Raw genomic sequence first — 20,943 nt, 5'->3', positions numbered from 1 at the left:
CCGGTGCTGACACATGACCATGCCCTGTCCCTGCTCCAGGCCGCGCGGGAGGAGTCGACGAAGCTCGGCGTCCCGATGTCCTTCGCCGTGATGGACCCCAGCGGCCACCTCGTCGCGCTCATCCGGATGGACGGCGCACCGTGGATCTCCGCCGACGTCGCTCAGGGCAAGGCGTGGACGGCGGCCGCCTACGGCGCCCCCAGCGCGGCCCAGAAGGCGAAGATGGAGCCGATGCCGAACTTCGCCTCGGCGATCACCACGATGACCGGCGGCAAGTTCACCCCGCAGACCGGCGCCGTGCCGGTGTACTCCGACGGCACGCTGCTCGGCGCGCTGGGCGGCAGCGGCGGCACCGGCCAGCAGGACGAGGACGTCTGCGCCGCCGCCGTCGCGGCCTGCGGCTACTCCGTCAGCTGACGCCGGGAGCATCGGTGTCGTGACCCGGCTGGGCTGAGGGGCGGGGCGAACGGAGACCGAGTCGTTCGAGCTCCAGCCCGGCCAGCGCGTGCAGCGCGGCCGGGTCGCCCGCCCGCCAGCCGGCCCCGGTGCCGGCCGGCAGGCGGGCCAGCTGCGGGAGCGGGGCGGTGGCCATCGCCCGGGCGGCCAGCAGCTCGAGGTCCGGGACCCCGTCGAGCAGCCGGTCGGTCGCCCGGGCCTCGCGCAGCCAGCCCAGCCGCCAGGGCAGCCAGCGCAGCAGCAGCCAGCCCACCGGCAGCAGCACCAGGACGACGGCGAGCACGGTGGCCAGGGTGTGCACGGCGTCCGAGGCGTCCTGCCCGGCACCGGTCACCGAGCCCCCGGCCTCGCTGAGCGCGCCGAAGGGGGCAGCGAGCTCGTCGCCGACCACGGGCACCCCGTCGGCGACGCCGGCCGCCGTCCCCATCGAGTCCGAGATCGACCGGCCGAGGTCGGCCACCGCCAGGCCCGGCTCGGCCAGCACCAGCACCGCACCGTGCACCGCCCGGGCGACCAGCACCCACAGCACCGCCCAGGCCACCAGCCCCAGGTCGGCGGCCAGCTGCCGGGTGCGGTGCTCAGGACGGTCGGCGTACAGGCGCATCGGGCAGCTCCGGGTCGTTCGTGGCGCAGTGGGTCCCCGGGATGGTGCGTCACCGCGGCCGGGACGGCGATCCGAGCAAGAACGGTCGGGCGCGATCGCCGCGGCGGCGGACAGACTCGATCCATGACGTCGGACCAGGTGCCCACCGGGCGCGACCGGCTCCGCGAGCTGCTGGACGCCGTGCTGGACGAGGACAACCACACGCTCGGCGAGATGGCCGGGGACGCGTTCGCCTCGCCCTGGCACTTCAGCCGCCAGGTGGCCCGGGGAGCGGGGGAGTCGCCGGTCGCGCTGCGCCGGCGGGTGGAGCTGGAGCGTGCGGCCTGGCAGCTGTCCGGCGGGGCGAGCGTGACCGAGGTGGCGTTCGCGGCCGGGTACGAGTCCGTGGAGGGGTTCAGCCGGGCGTTCCGCCGGGCCTACGGCCGTTCCCCGGGACAGTCGTGCTCCGCGCGCACCCGTGACGGTCACTGGCTCCCCGCGCCCAACGGCGTCCACTTCCACCCGCCCACCTCGCTGTGGGTGACCGGCGAGCAGGGGCCCCGCGGTGGCGACGAGGTCACCGCGCTGCTGGTGCACCACGCCCTGGAGGACACCCGCGCGCTGCTCGACCTCGCGAAGGGCCTGCCCGAGGACGAGTACCGGCGGTCCCGCGCGCCCGGTCTCGAGGTGTTGCGCTGGGACGGTCCGGAGGAGTCGCTGGCCGCCGTGCTGGACCACCTGGTGTGGGCCACGGAGGTCTGGCTCGCCGCGGTCGAGGGCGCCGACTCCCCGGCGCACGGAGCCGACGACCCCGCCACGCTGCTGGCCCGGCACGATTGCGCCGCCCCCCGGTGGCTGGCCTTCGTGCGGCAGGTGTCCCGGCGTGGTGCCTGGGGCGACCGGCTGGTCGACGCGCTCTGCGAGCCGCCGGAGACCTTCGTGGTGGGCAGCGTGGTCGCCCACGTGCTCACCTTCTCCGCGCACCGCCGGCAGCTGGCCCGGCACTGGTTCCGCGCGGCCGGCCTCGAGGTGGACGCCGGCGACCCGATCGACTGGCTGAGCAGGAGGAACGCATGACCCGCACCGTCTACTACACGGCCACCTCCCTCGACGGGTTCATCGCCACCGTCGACCACTCGCTGGACTGGCTGCTCAGCCGGGAGAACGACGCCGACGGGCCGATGGGGTACGACGGCTTCATCACCGGGATCGGCGCCGTGGCCATGGGGGCGACCACCTACCTCTGGGTCCGGGAGCACGACCCCGACTGGCTGCCGGAGCAGCCCGCCTGGGTGTTCACCCACCGCGACCTCACCCCACCGCCCGGGGCCGACCTCCGGTTCACCGCCGACGACCCGGCCCGGGTGCACGCGGCGATGGTCGAGGCGGCGGGCGGCAGGGACGTCTGGGTCGTCGGGGGCGGGGACCTGGCCGGCCAGTTCGCCGACCGCGGTCTGCTGGACGAGGTGGTGGTCGCCATCGCCCCGGTGACCCTGGGCAGCGGAGCGCCGTTGCTGCCGCGCCGGGTCGAGCTGGAGGTGCGGGAGTGCGTACGCAACGGCGAGTTCGTCTGCGTCCGGTACGGGGTGCGGCGGAGTCCGGCCGACGCCTGACCGGCTCCTCCGGTCAGCGGCCGATCGCGTCCAGCTCGGTCAGGTCCTCGGCGGAGAGCTGGAGCCCCGCGCCGGCGACGTTCTCCCGCAGGTGCGCCGTCGACGAGGTGCCGGGGATCAGCAGGACGTTCGGCGACCGCTGCAGCAGCCAGGCCAGCGCCACCGACATCGGCGTCGCGTCCAGCCGGGTCGCGACGGCCGAGAGCGCCGAGGACTGGAGCGCGGTGAAGCCGCCGAGCGGGAAGAACGGCACGTAGGCGATGCCGTCGGCGGCCAGGGCGTCGATCAGCTCGTCGTCGGTGCGGGCGGCGAGGTTGTACATGTTCTGCACGCACACGATCGGCGCGATGGACCGGGCCTCGGCCACCTGCTCCGCCGTTGCGCTGGACGAGGTGCTCGCCCAGCGGGCGGCGTAAGACGACCGGGTCGGGTGACCCGGCGACCGGCCGGACGTGGCCGCTGACACACCGCGGGCGCCGTCGGTGCCTACACTCCGGCCGAGGTGGGCCCCGACCGGGCCGCCCAGACGCGGTGGCACCACCGACACCCCGGTGGCCGGCTGCCGAGACCGGGAGTCAGTGCAGATGCGGGTCGGAGTCGTCCGAGAGGTCAAGAACCACGAGTACCGGGTCGCGCTCACCCCGTCCGGGGTGACCGAGCTGGTCGCCGCCGGGCACGAGGTGCTCGTCGAGGCCGACGCCGGGGTCGGCTCGTCCATCCCCGACGCCGACTTCACCGCCGCCGGCGCGAAGATCCTGTCCACCGCCGACGACGTCTGGGCCGCCGCCGACCTGCTGCTGAAGGTCAAGGAGCCGATCGCCGAGGAGTTCGGCCGGATGCGCGCCGACCAGACCCTCTTCACCTACCTGCACCTGGCCGCCTCCCGGGAGTGCACCGACGCGCTGCTGGCCGCGGGCACCATGGCGATCGCCTACGAGACGGTGCAGACCGAGGGCGGTGCGCTGCCGCTGCTGGCCCCGATGTCCGAGGTCGCCGGCCGGATGGCACCGCAGGTGGGGGCACACACGCTGGAGCGGGCCTCCGGTGGCCGTGGCGTGCTGCTCGGCGGCGTCTCCGGCGTGCACGCGGCGAAGGTCGTCGTCCTGGGCGCCGGGGTGTCCGGGATGAACGCGGCCACGATCGCGCTCGGCATGCAGGCCCAGGTCACCGTGCTCGACCGGGACCTGGAGAAGCTGCGTGCCGCCGACCGGCTGTACCGCGGGCACCTGCAGACCGTCGCCTCGAACGCCCTGGAGGTCGAGCGGGCGGTGCTGGAGGCCGACCTGGTGATCGGCGCCGTCCTGGTGCCCGGCGCCAAGGCGCCCACCCTGGTCAGCAACGAGCTGGTCTCCCGGATGAAGCCCGGCTCGGTGCTGGTCGACATCGCCGTCGACCAGGGCGGCTGCTTCGCCGACTCCCGGCCGACCACGCACGACGACCCGACCTTCGCCGTCCACAACTCGGTCTTCTACTGCGTGGCCAACATGCCCGGCGCGGTGCCGAACACCTCCACCTACGCGCTGACCAACGTCACGCTGCCGTACGTGCTGGCCCTGGCGAACTCCGGGACGGCGGCCGCGCTGGCCGCCGACCCGGTGCTGGCCCGGGGGGCGAACGTCGCCGGCGGGCAGCTGGTGCACGCCGGGGTGGCCGAGGCGCACGGCCTGCCCAGCGTCCCGTGGCAGGAGGTGCTGTCCTGACGGTCGCCACGAGTGCGGGCCCCGCCGTCGAGCGCACGGTCACCGGCTACCTCGACCACCTGACCGTCGAGCGCGGGCTGGCCCCCAACACCATCGCGTCCTACCGCCGCGACCTGCGCCGGTACGCGGAGTTCCTCGCAGCCGGCGGGGTGCGCGGGCTGGGCGAGGTGGGGGAGTCCGACGTCACCGCGTTCCTGGTCGCCCTCCGCACCGGCGACGACGACCACCCGCCGCTGTCGGCGACCTCGGCGGCGCGGGCGGTGGTCGCCGTCCGTGGGCTGCACCGGTTCGCCCTGCTCGACGGGCTGGTCAGCGACGACGTCGCCGCGGAGGTGCGCCCACCCGCCCCGGCCCGGCGGCTGCCCAAGGCGATCCCGGTGACCGACGTCGAGGCGCTGCTGAGCGCGGCGGCGTCGGTCGAGGGGCCCCGGGGGCTGCGCGACCGGGCGCTGCTGGAGCTGCTCTACGGCACCGGCGCCCGGATCTCCGAGGCGGTCGGGCTGGCCGTCGACGACCTCGACCTGTCGTCCGCGGCGGTGCGACTGGCCGGCAAGGGCGGCAAGGAGCGCGTCGTCCCGGTCGGCAGCTACGCGGTCACGGCGGTGCAGGACTACCTGGTGCGGGCCCGCCCGGCGCTGGCGGAGAAGGGCCGGTCCGGCGTCCGCGGGGGAGCGCTGTTCCTCAACGCCCGCGGCGGGCCGCTGTCCCGGCAGAGCGCCTGGTCGATCCTGCGGGACGCCGCCGAGCGGGCCGGGATCTCCGCGGAACTCTCCCCGCACACGCTGCGGCACTCCTTCGCCACCCACCTGCTCGACGGCGGCGCCGACGTCCGGGTCGTGCAGGAGCTCCTCGGGCACGCATCGGTGACGACGACGCAGGTCTACACGCTGGTCACCGTCGAGCGGCTGCGCGAGGTCTACGCCACCAGCCACCCCCGCGCGCTGCGCTGACCCCACCCCCGTCGCTGCGGCGGCGAGATCGGGCCGAGGGCTGTCTCGTGCCCGCGGAGGCAGCCCTCAGCCCGATCTCGCCGGCAGGCCGCGGCCCGGTGAGGGCGGCTCGGCGACCACTTGTCGACAAGTTGCCCTGGGTGGTCACGGTCGGCGACGGGCCTGCCGAGAAGAGGGGTGGGAGAACGGACCGGCGACTTCCCCCTGCCGGCAGTGCGCGTTCCCCGCCGTGCCCCGACCGGGAGCCGCGGTCCGAACAGTCCAGGGAAGAGGCAGAAGCGATGTCGTCGAGACGAGCCGAGGCGGCGGCCTCCGCCGTCGCGCTCCCGCGCGGAGGGGCCCCGGCGGGCGACGCCGAGATGGGCATCCCGACGAGCCGCGTCGACCCTGCCAAGGCCCGGCAGCGGAAGCTGCCCGACCCCAAGCCGATCACCTCCCACGGGCCGGCGCAGATCATCGCGATGTGCAACCAGAAGGGCGGCGTGGGCAAGACGACGTCGACCATCAACCTCGGTGCCGCGCTGGTCGAGCAGGGCCGGCGGGTGCTGCTGGTCGACCTGGACCCGCAGGGCGCCCTGTCCGTGGGGCTCGGCGTCCCGGCCCAGGGGCTGGACCGCACCATCTACAACGCGCTGATGGAGCCGGCGACCACGCTGGCCGACGTCCGCGTCGCCACCGGCATCCCCGGGCTGGACCTGGTGCCCAGCAACATCGACCTGTCCGCCGCCGAGGTGCAGCTGGTCAGCGAGGTCGCCCGCGAGCAGACCCTGATGCGGGTGCTCGCCGGGGTGCGGCAGGACTACGACTACGTGCTCATCGACTGCCAGCCCTCCCTCGGGCTGCTGACGGTCAACGCGCTCACCGCCGCGCAGGGGGTGATCATCCCGCTGGAGTGCGAGTTCTTCTCCCTCCGCGGTGTGGCCCTGCTCGTCGACACGATCGACAAGGTCAAGGAGCGGCTCAACCCGTCCCTGGAGATCTCCGGGATCCTCGCCACCATGTACGACACCCGGACCGTGCACTGCCGGGAGGTCTTCAGCCGGGTCGTCGAGGCCTTCGGCGACACCGTCTTCAAGACCGTCATCTCCCGCACGGTCCGCTTCCCGGAGACCACCGTCGCCGGTCAGCCGATCACCCAGTGGGCCCCCACGTCGTCCGGCGCTGCGGCGTACCGCGACCTCGCCAAGGAGGTGCTGGCCCTGTGACGCGCAGGCCCGTGCTCCCCGGTGCCTCCGAGCTGTTCCGGATGACCGACACGTCGGCGGCGGCGCAGCCGGCGCCGGTCACCGAGCTGACGACCCTCGCCGCCACCCAGTCCTCGCCCGCACTGCGCTCCAACGGCTCGCGGGGCGACGACGGCCACCCCGCCGAGCCCGCACCGCTGGCGCTGGTGCCCGACGTGGCCGGCGGCGCGCCCCGCATCGTGGTCGACGAGCTGGCCTCGCACCGCGCCACGATGCCGGCGGCCGCGCCGCTCCGGCCGCAGCAGACCCGGGCGCGCGTCGAGAAGGGGCGCACCCGGCACGAGGAGAAGATCACCGTCTACTGCTCGGCCGACGAGCTGCTCGCGCTGGAGACCGCTCGACTGACCCTGCGCGGCCAGCACGGCGTGGCCACCGACCGTGGCCGCATCGTCCGGGAGGCGATCGCCGTCCTGCTGGACGACCTCGAGGTGCACGGCGAGAACTCCGTCCTCGTCCGCCGCCTCCGCAAGCACTGACGGACGGTGCCGTCGATCATCGGCGAGTGGCTGCCCCGCCCGGCGTGTCGGGCAGCCGATCGCCGATGATCAACGCCCGGACGCGGCCGTAGGCTGGCCGGGTGACGACGGGGGAGGTCGGCGACGGGCGGTTCACCGTCCGGCTGACCAACTTCGAGGGCCCGTTCGACCTGCTGCTCCAGCTGATCGGCAAGCACAAGCTCGACGTCACCGAGATCGCGCTGTCCACCGTCAGCGACGAGTTCATCGCCCACCTGCGGGCCCTCGGCGACGAACTCGACCTCGACCAGGCCAGTGAGTTCCTCGTCGTCGCCGCCACCCTGCTCGACCTCAAGGCCGCCCGGCTGCTGCCGGCCGCCGACGTGGAGGACGAGGACGACCTCGCCGTCCTGGAGGCCCGGGACCTGCTGTTCGCCCGGCTGCTGCAGTACCGGGCCTACAAGCGGGCGGCGGAGTTCCTCCGCGGCCGGGAGGCCGAGGCGGCCCGCCGCTTCCCCCGCAACGCCGACCTGGAGCAGCGCTTCGCCGACCTGCTGCCCGAAGTGCTGCTGGGGGTGACGCCCGAGCAGTTCGCCGCCATCGCGCACGAGGCGCTGGTGCCCAAGCCGCCACCGACCGTGAGCGTCTCGCACCTGCACGCCCCCGCGGTCAGCGTCACCGAGCAGCTGCTGCTGGTCCGCAGCCGGATCGCCACCGCGGGGACGGCGACGTTCCGGGCGCTGAGCAGCGACTGCGCGCACACCCTGGAGGTCGTCGCCCGGTTCCTGGCGCTGCTGGAGCTGTACCGCCAGCAGCTGGTGACCTTCGACCAGGTCGCGCCGCTGGGGGAGCTGCACGTGCGCTGGACCGGGCCGGAGCTGGTGGGCGGCCGGCTGCCGGACGAGATCGACGCGGACACCGCCGAACACCTGGAGGAGTACGGATGAGCGACCAGCCGGAGGAGGTCCAGCCGGAGGAGGTCCCGCCGGACGAGGTCCCGCCGGACGAGGCCCAGCCGGACGAGGCAGCGGCCACGGAGCAGGCGCCGCCGGCGCCGTTCTCCTGGGACGCCGTCGCCGCCGAGCTCGCCGCGACCCTCGAGGAGCACGACGAGGAGGCACTGGCCGCCGGGTGGGGGCAGGTGGCCGCCCAGCTGGCCGCCGACCTCGGCACCCCGACCGGTCCGCCGGACACCGACGTCGCCGGCCCCGTCGCCGACCCTGACGCCGATCCCGACCCGGCTCCACTGGGCCGGGCACCGGCAGCGCCCCCGGTCGAGCTGGAGGTGGTCCCGGAGCCGGAGGCCCCGGTCGAGGAGGCCGTGGCCCCCGCCGTCGACGCGACGGTGGACGGGGAGCTGGACGCGGCTGCGCTGCGCGGCGGGCTGGAGGCGCTGCTGTTCGTCGTCGACTCCCCGATCGACGAGGGGTCCCTGGCCGCGGCGGTGCGCTGCCCGGTTGCCCGGGTGCGGGCGGAGCTGACCGCGCTCGCCGCCGACTACGACGGCCGGCGGGCCGGTGTCACGCTGCGCCGGGTGGGGGAGGGCTGGCGGCTCTACACCCGGGACGAGCACGCCCCGGTCGTGGAGCGGCACCTGCTGGAGGGCCAGCGCAGCCGGCTCACCCAGGCGGCGCTGGAGACCCTCGCCGTCATCGCCTACCGGCAGCCGGTGACCCGGGCCCGGGTGTCGGCGATCCGCGGGGTGGGGGTGGACGCCGTCGTCCGCACGCTGGTCTCCCGCGGGCTCATCCGGGAAGCCGGTTCCGACCCGGACTCCGGCGGCGGCCTGTACGTGACGACGCCGCTGTTCCTCGAGCGCCTGGGGCTGACCGGGCTGGACGAGCTGCCGGAGCTCGCCCCGCTGCTGCCGGACACCGGCGCGATGGTGGACGAGCACCCCGACGCCTGAGCACCCCGACGCCCTGCCAGGAACCGGTGCCGGGACTTGTGGTCATGCGGGCACTGGCCAGGTGGGAGACTGGTGGAGATGGACACGACTGCAGACGACACGCCCACCACCTCCGGCGGCGAGGGCTGGTCCGAGGACATGGAGCTCGCCCCGGCGCACCCCCGGGACGCGGGGCCGACCGAGCCCGACGACGACGCCCAGGGCGAGCGGCTGCAGAAGGTCCTGGCCCGGGCCGGGGTCGGCTCGCGCCGGGTGTGCGAGGACATGATCGACCAGGGTCGGATCTCGGTGGACGGCCAGGTCGTCCGGGTCCAGGGCAAGCGGGTCGACCCGGACTCCGTCGTCATCGCCGTCGACGGCCGGCGGATCGACATCCGCAACGACAAGGTCACCTACGCGATGAACAAGCCCTTCGGCGTCATCACCTCGATGAGCGACGACCGCGGGCGGCCCACCGTCGGCGACATGATGGGCGACCTGGCCACCGGGCTGGTGCACGTCGGGCGGCTGGACCAGGACACCGAGGGCCTGCTGCTGCTCACCACCGACGGCGAGCTGGCCCACCGGCTGGCGCACCCCTCCTACGAGGTGAAGAAGACCTACCTCGCGCAGGTCAGCGGCTCGGTGTCCCGGGACGTGACCCGCCGGCTGCGCAAGGGCGTGGAGCTGGAGGACGGCCCCGTCGTCGTCGACTCGTTCCAGGTCGTGGACACCCACGCCGGGCAGTCGGTCGTGGAGGTCGTGCTGCACGAGGGCCGCAAGCACGTCGTGCGCCGGCTGCTCGACGAGGTCGGGCTGCCGGTCAACCGGCTGACCCGTACCGCCATCGGCCCGATCGAGCTGGCCCGGATGCGCAGCGGCACGATCCGCAAGCTCACCCGCACCGAGGTCGGCGCCCTGCACGAGCTCGTCGGTCTCTGACGAAGGGCCCTCCTGCCCCCCACCGCTCGCAGGCTCGCGGCGGGCCCCTGCAGGAGGGCCGACCACGCGACTGCGGCCGCCGACCCACTCGGGTCGGCGGCCGCTGTCGTGCCGGCGGCTACAGCTGGGTGATCTTCACCGGGGTGGTCAGCACCCGGTCGGCGCCGACGACCCGGTCGGGCCCGGTGAGCTGCAGCCGGGCCGCCAGGCGCAGGTCCTCGCTCGAGGCGCCCAGCTGCAGGACGACGTCCCCGTTCTCCACGACCCGGCGCAGGTCGCGGCCGGTGAAGGACGCCCGGTCGGCGTGCACGGTGAAGGTGACCCGCGCAGCGGCACCGGCCGCCAGCTCCACCCGGGCGAAGCCGACCAGCTGGCGCACCGGGCGGGTCACCGAGGCCACCGGGTCGTGCAGGTACAGCTGGACGACGTCCGCGCCGGCCCGCTCGCCGGTGTTGCGCACCGTGCAGGAGACGGTCACCTCGCCGTCGGTCGGCCAGGCGCCGGGCGCCTCGCCGGGCTCGGCGCCGTCCACCTCCAGCTGCGACCAGTCGAAGCTGGTGTAGGACAGCCCGTGCCCGAAGGGGAAGCACGGCGTCGGGTCCGCGGCGCTGATGCCGCTCTTCGCCCCCAGCGCGGCGTGCAGGTAGGTCGCCGGTGACCCGCCCGGGGTGCGCGCCACCTGGACCGGCAGCCGGCCGGAGGGGTTGACCCGCCCGCTGAGCACGCCGGCGACCGCACCGGCGCCCTCCTCCCCGGGGAAGAACGCCTGCACGATCGCGGCGGCCCGGTCGACGACGTCGCCGAGTGCGTACGGGCGCCCGGTCAGCAGCACCACCACGACCGGCTTCCCGGTGTCGAGCAGTGCCTCCAGCAGCTGGGCCTGGGAGCCGGGCAGCCGCAGGTCGTCGGCGTCGCAGCCCTCACCGGAGGTGCCCCGGCCGAACAGGCCGGCCCGGTCCCCGAGCACCGCGAGACAGACGTCGGCGCCCTCGGCCGCCCGGACCGCCTCGGCGATGCCGCTGGTGTCGGGCTCCTGGACCGGGCAGCCCAGCGCGGAGGTCACCTCGGCGGTGGGGAACTCGGCCCGCACCTGGTCCAGCAGGGTCGGCAGGTCGATGCCCAGCGGCATGTCCGGGTGGGCGACCCCGACGTGGTTGGGGAACGCGTAGCAGCCCATCAACGCCAGCACGTCGTCGGCGCACGGGCCGACCACGGCGACCGACGCCGGGCTCTGCAACGGCAGCACCTGGGCCCGGTCGGCCAGCAGCACCACCGAGCGCTCGGCCAGCGTGCGGGCGAGGGCGCGCATGTGCGGCGGGTCGAAGTCGATCTCGCCGCCGTCCCGCAGCGCCGTCGGCTCGGGGTCCCAGCCGGCGTCCAGGAGGCCCAGCTGGCCCTTCTGCAGCAGCACCCGCTCCAGCGCCCGGTCGATGACCTCCATCGACAGCGCGCCGGTGCGCACGAGGTCCAGCAGCGGCTCGCCGTAGCAGCGGACCGTGGGCAGCTCCACGTCGATGCCGGCGGTGAGCGCCAGCGCCGCGGCCTCGGCCGGGGAGCCGGCGACGCCCTGGGTGGTCTCCAGCATGGACACGGCGAAGTAGTCGGCGACGACGACGCCGTCGAAGCCGAGCTGGTCGCGCAGCAGGTCGGTGAGCAGGGCGGGGTCCGCACCGGCGGGCACGCCGTCGACCGCGGCGTAGGAGTTCATCACCGAGCGGGCACCCCCCTCGCGCAGCGCCGTCTCGAACGGCGGGAGGACGACGTCGGCGAACTCCCGCGGGCCCATCGTCACCGGCGCGTGGTTGCGGCCGGCGCCGGAGGCCGAGTAGCCCGCGAAGTGCTTGAGCGTGGCGACGATGCCCGTGCTCTCCAGCCCGCGGGTGTAGGCCGAGCCGAGGACGGCGACCAGGTACGGGTCCTCGCCGATGGTCTCCTCGGTGCGCCCCCAGCGGTGGTCGAAGCTCACGTCCAGGACGGGGGAGAGGCCCTGGTGGACACCGACGGAGCGCATGAGGTCGCCGATCCCGGCCGACATGGCCTCCACCGTGGCGGCGTCGAAGGAGGCGCCCCAGGCCAGCGGGGTCGGGAAGACCGTGGCCCCCCAGGCGGTGAAGCCGGTCAGGCACTCCTCGTGGGCGATCGCCGGGATGCCCAGCCGGGAGCCGTCGACGATGCCGCGCTGGGTCTGGGCGAGCACCTTGGCGCCGGTCGCCGGTTCGACGGGACCGGTGCCGAACACCCGGGTCAGCTGACCGAGCCCGGGCCGGGTGAGCTCCTCCCAGGGCGGGAGCGGCTCGGAGAACTCGTGCTGGTTCGGCGCCACCTCCTCGCCTTCGGAGATCGCCGTCCAGACGCCGTAGAGCTGGGCGACCTTCTCCTCGAGGGTCATCTCCTCCATCAGGGCACGGACCCGGGCCGGCAGCGGGCGGGAGGGGTCCTGCCACGGCGCGAGGCTGGGCGTCTCCAGGTCGGGGACGGGCAGGGACTGGGGCTCGATCACGGTGCGGGCTCCTGGGTCGGTTCGGCACGCCGGCGGCGGCGCGGTGGTCCAGCGGTGGGGGGCCGGGGCGGGGCCCGGCGCGGGGGCAGTGGCCGCGGTCAGCGACGGGGGGCGGCGGTGGACGCGCGGGTGACCAGGTGGGTGGCCAGCTCCACGCGCTGGCTGGACAGCTCCCCGCCGTCGATCAGCTCGTGCAGCATGCGACCGGCCAGCCGCCCCATGTCGGCCAGCGGCTGGCAGACGGTGGTCAGTGGCGGGGACGACCAGCGGGCCATCGGCAGGTCGTCGAAGCCGACCACGCTCAGGTCGCCGGGCACCGAGAGCCCGGCCTGGCGGGCGGCCTCCATCACCCCGAAGGCCTGCTCGTCGCTGCCGGCGAAGACCGCGGTCGGCGGTTCCGGCAGTGCGAGCAGCGCGCGGGTCTGGTCGTAGCCGCCCTGGTGGCGGAAGGTGCCGTGCCGGACCAGCTCCGGGTCGACGGCGATGCCGGCCCGCTCCAGCGCGGCCCGGTAGCCGTCGATCCGCGCCCGGCTGCACAGGTAGTCCTGCGGGCCGCCGATCACGGCGATCCGCCGGTGCCCCAGCCCGACCAGGTGCTCGGTGGCGGCCAGGCCGCCGGCCCAGTTGGTCGCGCCGACGCTGGGGACGTCCTGCCCCGGCATGTCGACCGGGTCGATGACGACCACCGGGAGCCGCGAGCGGCCCAGCCGGCGCTGGTCGGCGGCGGTGAGCCGGGAGGTGACGACGAGGGCGCCCCGCCGGCCGCCGGCGATGAGCGCACCGACCCAGTCGGTGTCCGAGGAGCGCGACTGGGAGGAGACCACGACGTCCAGGCCGCTCTCGGTGACCCCACGCAGGATCTCCACGGCCCAGGGGCTGTCCAGCGCGGTGAAGACGACGTCGACCAGGAGGTCCTCGGGTGCCTTGCGGGCCACCGGCACGTACTTGTGCTCCTCGAGCAACTGCTGGACGTGCGCCCGGGTGGCCGGGGCCACGTCGGTCTTGCCGTTGACCACCTTGGAGACGGTGGGGAGGGAGACGCCGGCCGCCGCGGCGATGCTCGCCAGCGTCGGTCGGCCCAGCTGTTGCGGTGGCACTCGCGGCCCTCCCGGTCCTCGTTGGATGCCGGTGCGACCCCGGAGGCGCCCGTCCACCAGGGGAGCGGTCCGACCGGCGTCGCTGTCGGCGTGCCCGGGACGTTATCGAAAGTTTCGGTCAATGCATAGTCACCGAGCGGGTGGCCCGGTCGCCCCGTGCAGCTGAGGTAACGGTGCGGCAACAGCCTGCCGGGCTGCTGACAGGGTCGTTGACACCCGCCGGTGACGTGGCTTACGTTCCAGCAACTGCCCGAAACTTTCGGTTTTCAACGACGAAACAGGAAAGGTGGCGTGGGATGACTTCCCAGCGTCTGACCCGTGTTGGCGTGTCCGCCAGCACCATCGTCCTGCTTGCCTCGGTCGCTGCATGTGGGTCCTCGGGCCCCAGCGGCAGCGGTGGCGGCGGTGGGGGTGAGGGCGGCACCGGACAGGTGTGGGCCCTCCAGGACACGACCCTCAACCCCATCGAGGAAGCCTCGATCGAGCGCTTCAACGAGCAGTCGGAGGCCGGCGACTTCGAGCTGGCGACCTTCGGCAACGACCCGTACAAGCAGCGGCTGCGCACCGCGATCGGCTCCCCGCAGGCCCCCGACCTCTTCTTCAACTGGGGCGGCGGCAACCTCAAGGAGTACGTCGACGCCGGCACGGTCGAGGACCTGACCCCGCTGCTGGACGAGAACCCCGAGCTGCGGGACGCGTTCCTGCCCAGCGTCCTCGCCGGTGCGGAGCTGGACGGCGCGAACTACGGCCTGCCGATGCGCGGCATGCAGCCGGTCGTCCTCTTCTACAACAAGTCGGTGCTCGACGCCGCCGGCGTCGAGGTCCCCGAGACCTGGGACGACCTGCTCGCCGCGGTCGACCAGCTCAAGGCCGCCAACGTCACCCCGATCGCCCTCGCCGGCAACCAGGCGTGGACCGAGCTGATGTGGGCGGAGTACCTGCTGGACCGCGTCGGTGGCCCGCAGGTCTTCCAGAACATCCGCGACGGCGTCGAGGGGGACTGGAGCCAGCCCGCGGTGCTCGAGGCGATGACCATGCTCAAGGAGCTCATCGACCGCGGCGGCTTCGGCACCGAGTTCGCCTCCGTCGGCTACGACGTCGGTGGCGCCTCGACGATCCTCGCCCAGGGCGACGCCGGGTTCCACCTCATGGGCTCGTGGGAGTTCGTGAACCAGCTGGGCCAGAGCCCGGACTTCGTCGAGGCCGGTGACCTCGGCTGGGCGCCCTTCCCGGCCGTGACCGGCGGCGAGGGCGACCCGTCGAACCTGGTCGGCAACGTGTCGAACTTCTACTCGCTGACCACCGACTCCGACAACAAGGAGGCGGCGGAGGAGTTCCTCTCCACCGCGCTGACCGACGAGACCTACATCGACGACCTCATCGCCGCCGGTGACGTCCCGCCGGTGACCGGCGTCCGGGAGAAGCTGGAGGAGGCCGAGAACTCGGAGTACACCACCTTCATCTACGACCAGACGGTGGACGCGGAGAACTTCCAGCTCTCCTGGGACCAGGACCTGGCCGCCGACGAGGCGACGGAGATGCTCGAGCAGCTCTCGCTGTTCTTCCTCGGCGAGCAGACCCCGCAGGGCTTCGTCGACGCCCTGTCCGACTGAGCCGAGCCGGCTGAGCAGCACCGCAACGAGGACGAGAAGGTCATGAGCTCACGAGGGTCATCAACGCAGACGGGGCAGCAGCGCCCGTCCGCGTGGTACGCGGCACCGGCAGTCCTGTTCTTCGGGCTGTTCGCAGTGGTGCCGATGCTGCTGGTCGTCTACCTCAGCTTCACCGACTGGGACGGCTTCGGGTTCCCGCAGCCCTCCGGGGCGGGGAACTGGAGCCGGCTGGCCGGAGACGGTGAGGCGCGCGACGCCCTGGTGCTCACCCTCGTGTTCATGGTCCTGTCCTGGCTGGTCCAGACCCCGGTCGCACTGCTGATCGGGGTCTGGGCGGCCGGCCGGCAGCGCAACCGGGCGATCCTGAGCTCGCTGTTCTTCCTGCCGCTGCTGCTGTCCACCGCGGCCATCGCGCTGCTGTGGCGGTCGGTGCTCGACCCGAACTTCGGCGTCACCCAGTCGCTGCCCTTCCTGGGCCAGTTCAACTTCCTGGGCGACACCAGCATCGTCATCTACACGGTGATCTTCGTGATCACCTGGCAGTACGTGCCGTTCCACACGCTGCTCTACCAAGCCGCGGCGCGGACCATCCCGGCCAGCCTGTACGAGGCGGCCACGATCGACGGCGCCGGTCGGTACAAGCAGTTCTTCCAGATCACCGTGCCGCTGCTGCGGTACACGATCATCACCTCGACGGTGCTGATGGTGGTCGGGTCGTTCACCACGTTCGACACCGTGCTGATCCTCACCGGCGGTGGGCCCGGGACGGCGACGCGCATCGCGCCCCTGTACATGTACATCACCGGGTTCAGCGCCTTCGAGTTCGGCTACGCCAGCGCCGTCGCGGTGCTGCTGCTCGCGCTCGGTGCCGGCCTGTCGCTCCTGGTCACCAAGGCCACCGGCTTCCGCGACATGAACAGCCAGCAGGAAGGGGCGTGACCGTGGCGCAGACCGCGACTCTCCCGGAGGCACCCGCCGGTGCCACCGCCGCACCGCCCGTCCGCCGTCGTCGGGGTGGCAGCTCCGGTGGACGGCGGGAGCGGCCGAACTGGCTGGCCGGCGTCCTGGCCACCTGCTGGCTGGTCATCGTCGCCGTCCCGCTGTACTACCTGGTCGCGGCGAGCTTCCGGACCCGGCAGGACTACCTGTCGACCAGCCCGCTGAAGCCCCCGACGGACCCGACGATCGACAACTACGTGACCGTCTTCGAGGGCGGCTTCCTCACGTACCTGATCAACAACGTGATCGTCACCGTCGCCACCGTGGCCATCGTGGTCGCGGTGACCGTGCCGGCCGCCTACGCGGTGGCCCGCAACGCCGGCGCGCTGGTGCAGCGGTTCTTCTCGATCATGCTGATCGGGCTGGCCATCCCGGCGCAGGCGACGATCATCCCGGTGTACCTGCTGATCACCCAGATGCGGCTGTACGACACCCTGCTGGCGATCATCCTGCCCACGGCCGCCTTCGCGCTGCCGGTGGCGCTGCTGGTGATGACCAACAGCCTGCGGGACATCCCGAAGGAGCTGTACGAGGCGCAGACCCTCGACGGCGCAGGCCCGCTCGGCGTGCTGCGCAACCTCGTGCTGCCGCTGGCGAAGCCGGCGATCACGACGATCTCGGTGTTCACCGCGCTGAACGCGTGGAACGGGTTCCTCTTCCCGCTGGTGCTCACCCAGTCCGAGAGCACTCGGGTGCTCACCCTCGGGCTGTGGGACTTCCAGGGCCAGTTCGGGACGAACGTCCCGGGTCTGCTCGCGGCGGTCACGCTGTCGGTCGTCCCGATCTTCGTGCTCTACCTGGTCGGCCGCCGTTACCTGCTGAGCGGGCTCACCGCCGGCTTCGGGAAGTAGCGGACCGGTCGTGCGTCAGCTCCCCGGGCGGTCCGCCCGACCGGTGCACCGGATCGGCTCGGCCCGACCGGTGCGCCGGGTCGGCTCAGCCCAGCCGGCGCGCCGGGTCGGCGAGGACGCCGTCCAGGGCCCGCAGTGCCGCACCGGTCGCCCCGGCGGCGAGCGGGCCCCGGGCGCTCAGGATCCGGGGCGCGCGCCAGCGGGCGGACAGCACCCGGCGGGCCAGGTGCCCTTCCAGCGCGGGGCGCAGCAGGTCGGCCAGCTCGGCCAGGTGTCCGCCCAGGACGACGGTCGGGATGCCGACCACGTTGACCACGCCGGCCAGGGCCACGCCCAGTGCCCAGGCGCCGGTCTCGACGGCGGCCGCGCCGGCCGGGTCCCCGTCCCGGGCGAGCCGGGCCAGGTCGCCGGAGGACGCGTCCAGCGGCAGCCCGGCGGCGCGCAGCAGTGCGTGCCGGCCGGCGTAGAGCTCCAGGCACCCGGTGGAGCCGCAGCTGCACGCCGGCCCGTCGGGCTGGACGCACACGTGTCCCACCTCGCCGGCCCAGCCGGAGCTCCCGGTGACGACCCGACCGTCGAGCACGACGGCGCCGCCGATGCCGATCTGCCCGGAGAGGTAGAGGAAGTCACGGTGCGGTCCGGCGCGGCCGGGCGCCTCCTGGGCGACCGTGCGGGCCGCGAGGTCGGCCTCGTTGCCGAGTTCCACGGTCAGCCCCGCCGGCAGGACTCCGCGGAGGAGGTCGGCGGTGGGGAGGTCGGACCAGCCGAGGTTGGGTGCGCGCAGCAGGACGCCGGCCTGCTCGTCCACCACGCCGGGCAGCGCGAGTCCGCCGCCGACGAGGCGCAGCCCGGTCGGCGCACCGGCCAGCAGCTCCTCGGTCAGCACGCCCAGCCGGGCGAAGGTGGCAGCCGGCTCGCTGTTGCGGAGGTCGGCCTGCTCGACGCGCTCGGCGACCACCCGGCCGCGCAGGTCCAGCACCCGGGCCGCCAGCAGACCGGCGTCCACCTGCAGCCCGAGGGCGGCGAACGCGGCGCCGGGCAGCAGTGGCGTCGCCGGCCGGCCGCGCCGGGGGAGGGGGTTGCGCTCGCCCTCGTCGAGCAGCCCGCCGGCCAGCAGCTCGTCGACCAGGCGGGCGGCCGTGGCCCGGGTCATGCCGGTGGTCGCGGCGACGTCCGAGCGCGACGTGGAGCCGTCCGACGCGCACACCGTGCGCAGCACCAGGCCCAGGTTCGTGGTGCGCAGCGTCGACTGTCGGGCCCCGCTCGGCACGTCGGTCAGTCGCTGCGTCACGGGTTGAGGTTAGCCACCTCCTGCCTTATGTTTCGAGGCGAAACAAAAGAACGTCACCCGCAGGGACCGGGCACCCCGGTGCCGCCCCGCACCCACCCGCACTGCACCCACCCGCGCCACCCAGCGAGAGGAACTCCCCGATGAGCACCCTGCAGCCGACCCCCGAGGACAAGTTCACCTTCGGCCTGTGGACGGTCGGCTGGCCGGCCGCCGACCCGTTCGGCACCGCCACCCGGGCTCCGGTGGACGTGGTGGAGTCCGTGCACCGGCTCGCCGAGATGGGCGCCTACGGCGTGACCTTCCACGACGACGACGTGATCCCCTTCGGCAGCGACACCGCCGCACGGGACGCCCACATCAAGCGCTTCCGCGCCGCGCTGGACGAGACCGGCCTGGTCGTTCCGATGGTGACCACCAACCTGTTCACCCACCCGGTGTTCAAGGAGGGCGGGCTCACCGCCAACGACCGCGAGGTGCGTCGCTACGCGCTGCGCAAGGTCATGCGGAACATGGACCTGGCCGCCGAGCTGGGCGCCCAGACCTACGTGCTGTGGGGCGGTCGTGAGGGCGCCGAGGTCGACATGGCCAAGGACCTCATCGCCGCGCTGGACCGCTACGCCGAGTCGATCGACACCCTGGCCGCCTACTCCGAGTCGCGCGGCTACGGCCTGAAGTTCGCCCTGGAGCCCAAGCCGAACGAGCCCCGTGGCGACATCTTCCTGCCCACCATCGGGCACGCGCTGGGCTTCATCGCCAAGCTCGAGCACTCGCACCTGGTCGGGCTCAACCCGGAGACCGGGCACGAGCAGATGGCGAACCTGAACTTCACCCACGGCATCGCCGAGGCGCTGTGGGCCGGCAAGCTCTTCCACATCGACCTGAACGGCCAGCACGGTCCGAAGTTCGACCAGGACCTGGTCTTCGGGCACGGCGACCTGCTCCAGGCCTTCTCCACCGTGGACCTGCTGGAGAACGGTGGCGTCGACGGCGCCCCGGCCTACGACGGTCCGCGGCACTTCGACTACAAGCCGCTGCGCACCGAGGACATGGACGGCGTGTGGCGTTCGGCTGCCGCCAACATGCGCACCTACCTGCTGCTCAAGGAGCGGGCCGCGGCCTTCCGGGCCGACCCGGAGGTGCAGGAGGCCCTGGCCGCCGCGCGGGTGCCCGAGCTGCGTCAGCCCACCCTCGGCGAGGGCGAGACCATCGAGGACCTGCTCGCCGACCGGTCGGCGTTCGAGGACTTCGACGCCGACACGGTGGCCAAGCGTGGCGCCGGCGTCGTCCGGGTCGACCAGCTGATGCTCGAGCACCTGCTCGGCGCGCGCTGACATGACACTGGTGGCCGGGGTCGACTCATCGACCCAGTCGTGCAAGGTCGTGGTGCGGGACGCCGAGAGCGGCCGCCTGGTCCGGGAGGGCCGGGCGCCGCACCCCGACGGCACCGAGGTCGACCCGGCCGCCTGGGAGGCGGCGCTGCGGACGGCGATCGACGAGGCCGGTGGCCTCGCCGACGTCGCCGCGGTCGCCGTCGGCGGGCAGCAGCACGGCATGGTCTGCCTGGACTCCGACGGCGAGGTCGTCCGTCCGGCGCTGCTGTGGAACGACACCCGGTCCGCCCAGGCCGCGACCGACCTCACCGCCGAACTCGGTGGTGGGCAGGCCTGGGCCGACGCCGTCGGCCTCGTGCCGGTCGCGTCGTTCACCGTGACCAAGCTGCGTTGGCTGGCCGAGCACGAGCCGGAGAACGCGGCGCGGACGGCGGCGGTCTGCCTCCCGCACGACTGGCTCACCTGGCGGCTGGCCGGTTCACCCGGCCTGGACTCCCTGGTCACCGACCGGGGGGACGCCAGCGGGACCGGCTACTGGTCACCGGCCCAGGAGGCCTACCGGCTCGACCTGCTGGAGCGCGCCTTCGGCAGCACCCCGGTGCTGCCGAAGGTGCTGGGGCCGGCCGAGCGGGCCGGTGCGGTGGCCGACGGCGCCCTGGGCGCGGCCGGCGGTGCGCTGCTCGGCCCGGGCACCGGGGACAACGCCGCGGCCGCGCTGGGCATCAACGCCGAGCCCGGTGACGTCGTCCTCTCCATCGGGACGTCGGGGGTGGTGTCGACCGTGTCGAGCACCCCGAGCGCCGACCCGACCGGCACCGTCGCCGGGTTCGCCGACGCGACCGGCAACTTCCTGCCGCTGGTGGTCACGCTGAACGCGGCGCGGGTGCTGGACGCCACGGCGCGGCTGCTCGGGGTCGACCACGACGAGCTGTCCCGGCTGGCGCTCACCGCGCCCGCCGGCTCCGGTGGACTCGTCGTCGTCCCCTACCTGGAGGGCGAGCGGACGCCGGACCGGCCGCACTCGACCGGGGCCGTGCACGGGCTCACCCTCTCCACCGCCGACCCCGCGCACCTGGCGCGGGCGGCGATCGAGGGCCTGCTCTGCGGGCTGGCCGACGGGCTGGACGCGATCGCCGCCCAGGGCAACCCGGTCCGCCGGGTCTTCCTGGTCGGTGGGGGTGCCCGGTCCGAGGCGGTCCGCCGGCTGGCTCCCGCCGTCCTCGGCGTGCCGGTGCTGGTGCCGCCGGCGGGGGAGTACGTCGCCGACGGCGCTGCGCGGCAGGCCGCCTGGGTGCTGGCCGGTGGCAGCAGCGCACCGGTGTGGCCGGCCACCAGCACGGAGACGCACGAGGCGGACCCGGTGCCGCACGTGCGCGAGCGGTACGCCGAGGTGCGGGACATGACCGCCACACGGGCGTGACCCGCAGTCC

20 protein-coding genes are annotated in these 20,943 nt (G+C 74.0%); 15 read left to right on the top strand and 5 right to left on the bottom strand.

The window, feature by feature from the left end:
- Positions 1-3 precede the first annotated feature (3 nt).
- A complete protein-coding gene (locus O2W15_RS11940) occupies positions 4-417 on the top strand; it encodes a GlcG/HbpS family heme-binding protein (protein ID WP_269179580.1) in 414 nt (137 codons plus the stop codon).
- Here the strand turns inward: O2W15_RS11940 and O2W15_RS11935 are convergent.
- Positions 410-1,060, bottom strand: coding sequence for a hypothetical protein (locus O2W15_RS11935; protein ID WP_269179579.1), 651 nt, complete (start codon positions 1,058-1,060; stop codon positions 410-412). The two genes, O2W15_RS11940 and O2W15_RS11935, sit on opposite strands and share 8 nt — an antisense overlap.
- Positions 1,061-1,183: 123 nt before the next feature.
- Between O2W15_RS11935 and O2W15_RS11930 the strand changes: the two genes are divergently transcribed.
- Both O2W15_RS11930 and O2W15_RS11925 read left to right on the top strand, forming a co-directional pair.
- Positions 1,184-2,116, top strand: coding sequence for a helix-turn-helix domain-containing protein (locus O2W15_RS11930; protein ID WP_269179578.1), 933 nt, complete (start codon positions 1,184-1,186; stop codon positions 2,114-2,116).
- On the top strand, positions 2,113-2,652 hold the full coding sequence (locus O2W15_RS11925; RefSeq protein ID WP_269179577.1) for a dihydrofolate reductase family protein: 540 nt from the start codon (positions 2,113-2,115) through the stop codon (positions 2,650-2,652). Before O2W15_RS11930 ends, O2W15_RS11925 begins: the two co-directional genes overlap by 4 nt.
- Positions 2,653-2,665: 13 nt before the next feature.
- Here O2W15_RS11925 and O2W15_RS11920 read toward each other — a convergent pair whose 3' ends face one another.
- Positions 2,666-3,118, bottom strand: coding sequence for an aldo/keto reductase (locus O2W15_RS11920; RefSeq protein ID WP_269179606.1), 453 nt, complete (start codon positions 3,116-3,118; stop codon positions 2,666-2,668).
- Positions 3,119-3,236: 118 nt separating this feature from the next.
- Between O2W15_RS11920 and ald the strand changes: the two genes are divergently transcribed.
- The 7 genes from ald (at position 3,237) to O2W15_RS11885 (ending at position 9,831) form a co-directional block, all read left to right on the top strand.
- Positions 3,237-4,352, top strand: coding sequence for an alanine dehydrogenase (ald, locus tag O2W15_RS11915; protein WP_269179576.1), 1,116 nt, complete (start codon positions 3,237-3,239; stop codon positions 4,350-4,352).
- A complete protein-coding gene (gene xerD / locus O2W15_RS11910) occupies positions 4,331-5,302 on the top strand; it encodes a site-specific tyrosine recombinase XerD (protein WP_269164242.1) in 972 nt (323 codons plus the stop codon). Before ald ends, xerD begins: the two co-directional genes overlap by 22 nt.
- A 281-nt stretch (positions 5,303-5,583) precedes the next feature.
- On the top strand, positions 5,584-6,507 hold the full coding sequence (locus O2W15_RS11905) for a ParA family protein (protein ID WP_269179575.1): 924 nt from the start codon (positions 5,584-5,586) through the stop codon (positions 6,505-6,507).
- Positions 6,504-7,022 carry a hypothetical protein gene (locus tag O2W15_RS11900; protein ID WP_269164244.1) on the top strand — a complete coding sequence of 173 codons (519 nt, stop codon included), beginning with the start codon at positions 6,504-6,506 and terminating at the stop codon, positions 7,020-7,022. Before O2W15_RS11905 ends, O2W15_RS11900 begins: the two co-directional genes overlap by 4 nt.
- A gap of 101 nt (positions 7,023-7,123) precedes the next feature.
- The gene (locus tag O2W15_RS11895) at positions 7,124-7,948 is read left to right on the top strand and encodes a segregation and condensation protein A (protein ID WP_269179574.1); all 825 of its coding nucleotides are present in this window, start codon (positions 7,124-7,126) and stop codon (positions 7,946-7,948) included.
- Positions 7,945-8,910 carry an SMC-Scp complex subunit ScpB gene (gene scpB, locus O2W15_RS11890; RefSeq protein ID WP_269179573.1) on the top strand — a complete coding sequence of 322 codons (966 nt, stop codon included), beginning with the start codon at positions 7,945-7,947 and terminating at the stop codon, positions 8,908-8,910. The genes O2W15_RS11895 and scpB overlap by 4 nt, the downstream gene beginning before the upstream one ends.
- Positions 8,911-8,988: 78 nt before the next feature.
- Positions 8,989-9,831, top strand: a complete 843-nt coding sequence (locus tag O2W15_RS11885; protein WP_269164247.1) for a pseudouridine synthase — start codon at positions 8,989-8,991, stop codon at positions 9,829-9,831.
- A gap of 118 nt (positions 9,832-9,949) precedes the next feature.
- Here the strand turns inward: O2W15_RS11885 and O2W15_RS11880 are convergent, their stop codons facing one another.
- Positions 9,950-12,331, bottom strand: coding sequence for a glycoside hydrolase family 3 N-terminal domain-containing protein (locus O2W15_RS11880; protein ID WP_269179572.1), 2,382 nt, complete (start codon positions 12,329-12,331; stop codon positions 9,950-9,952).
- 98 nt (positions 12,332-12,429) lie between these two features.
- Positions 12,430-13,428: a LacI family DNA-binding transcriptional regulator gene (locus O2W15_RS11875; RefSeq protein WP_269164249.1), complete on the bottom strand. Its 999-nt coding sequence runs from the start codon at positions 13,426-13,428 to the stop codon at positions 12,430-12,432.
- Positions 13,429-13,754: 326 nt separating this feature from the next.
- Here O2W15_RS11875 and O2W15_RS11870 point away from each other — a divergent pair, with 326 nt between their 5' ends.
- Genes O2W15_RS11870 through O2W15_RS11860 form a run of 3 tightly spaced genes read left to right on the top strand, consistent with a single transcriptional unit; the run spans position 13,755 to position 16,891 of the window.
- A complete protein-coding gene (locus tag O2W15_RS11870) occupies positions 13,755-15,041 on the top strand; it encodes an ABC transporter substrate-binding protein (RefSeq protein ID WP_269179571.1) in 1,287 nt (428 codons plus the stop codon).
- A gap of 42 nt (positions 15,042-15,083) precedes the next feature.
- Positions 15,084-15,980: a carbohydrate ABC transporter permease gene (locus tag O2W15_RS11865; RefSeq protein ID WP_269164251.1), complete on the top strand. Its 897-nt coding sequence runs from the start codon at positions 15,084-15,086 to the stop codon at positions 15,978-15,980.
- Positions 15,977-16,891 carry a carbohydrate ABC transporter permease gene (locus O2W15_RS11860; RefSeq protein ID WP_269164252.1) on the top strand — a complete coding sequence of 305 codons (915 nt, stop codon included), beginning with the start codon at positions 15,977-15,979 and terminating at the stop codon, positions 16,889-16,891. The genes O2W15_RS11865 and O2W15_RS11860 overlap by 4 nt, the downstream gene beginning before the upstream one ends.
- 85 nt (positions 16,892-16,976) lie before the next feature.
- Here the strand turns inward: O2W15_RS11860 and O2W15_RS11855 are convergent, their stop codons facing one another.
- Positions 16,977-18,182: an ROK family protein gene (locus tag O2W15_RS11855; RefSeq protein WP_269179570.1), complete on the bottom strand. Its 1,206-nt coding sequence runs from the start codon at positions 18,180-18,182 to the stop codon at positions 16,977-16,979.
- A gap of 140 nt (positions 18,183-18,322) precedes the next feature.
- Here O2W15_RS11855 and xylA point away from each other — a divergent pair, with 140 nt between their 5' ends.
- Complete coding sequence (gene xylA / locus O2W15_RS11850) at positions 18,323-19,513, top strand: xylose isomerase (protein WP_269164254.1); 1,191 nt, start codon at positions 18,323-18,325, stop codon at positions 19,511-19,513.
- A gap of 1 nt (position 19,514) precedes the next feature.
- The gene (gene xylB, locus O2W15_RS11845) at positions 19,515-20,933 is read left to right on the top strand and encodes a xylulokinase (RefSeq protein WP_269179569.1); all 1,419 of its coding nucleotides are present in this window, start codon (positions 19,515-19,517) and stop codon (positions 20,931-20,933) included.
- Positions 20,934-20,943 lie beyond the last annotated feature (10 nt).

Origin of the sequence: Modestobacter sp. VKM Ac-2979 (assembly GCF_026967995.1) — a bacterium.
Lineage (GTDB): Bacteria > Actinomycetota > Actinomycetes > Mycobacteriales > Geodermatophilaceae > Modestobacter.
Note: the sequence above shows the minus strand (reverse complement) of the source record. Positions and strands in the feature narration are given on the sequence as shown.

Bases quoted from the DNA above. Each gene is read 5' to 3' on its own strand.
- O2W15_RS11935 (WP_269179579.1), bottom strand. From the start codon at position 1,060: ATGCGCCTGTACGCCGACCGTCCTGAGCACCGCACCCGGCAGCTGGCC.
- O2W15_RS11930 (WP_269179578.1), top strand. From the start codon at position 1,184: ATGACGTCGGACCAGGTGCCCACCGGGCGCGACCGGCTCCGCGAGCTG.
- O2W15_RS11925 (WP_269179577.1), top strand. From the start codon at position 2,113: ATGACCCGCACCGTCTACTACACGGCCACCTCCCTCGACGGGTTCATC.
- ald (WP_269179576.1), top strand. From the start codon at position 3,237: ATGCGGGTCGGAGTCGTCCGAGAGGTCAAGAACCACGAGTACCGGGTC.
- O2W15_RS11905 (WP_269179575.1), top strand. From the start codon at position 5,584: ATGTCGTCGAGACGAGCCGAGGCGGCGGCCTCCGCCGTCGCGCTCCCG.
- scpB (WP_269179573.1), top strand. From the start codon at position 7,945: ATGAGCGACCAGCCGGAGGAGGTCCAGCCGGAGGAGGTCCCGCCGGAC.
- O2W15_RS11885 (WP_269164247.1), top strand. From the start codon at position 8,989: ATGGACACGACTGCAGACGACACGCCCACCACCTCCGGCGGCGAGGGC.
- O2W15_RS11865 (WP_269164251.1), top strand. From the start codon at position 15,084: ATGAGCTCACGAGGGTCATCAACGCAGACGGGGCAGCAGCGCCCGTCC.
- xylA (WP_269164254.1), top strand. From the start codon at position 18,323: ATGAGCACCCTGCAGCCGACCCCCGAGGACAAGTTCACCTTCGGCCTG.
- xylB (WP_269179569.1), top strand. From the start codon at position 19,515: ATGACACTGGTGGCCGGGGTCGACTCATCGACCCAGTCGTGCAAGGTC.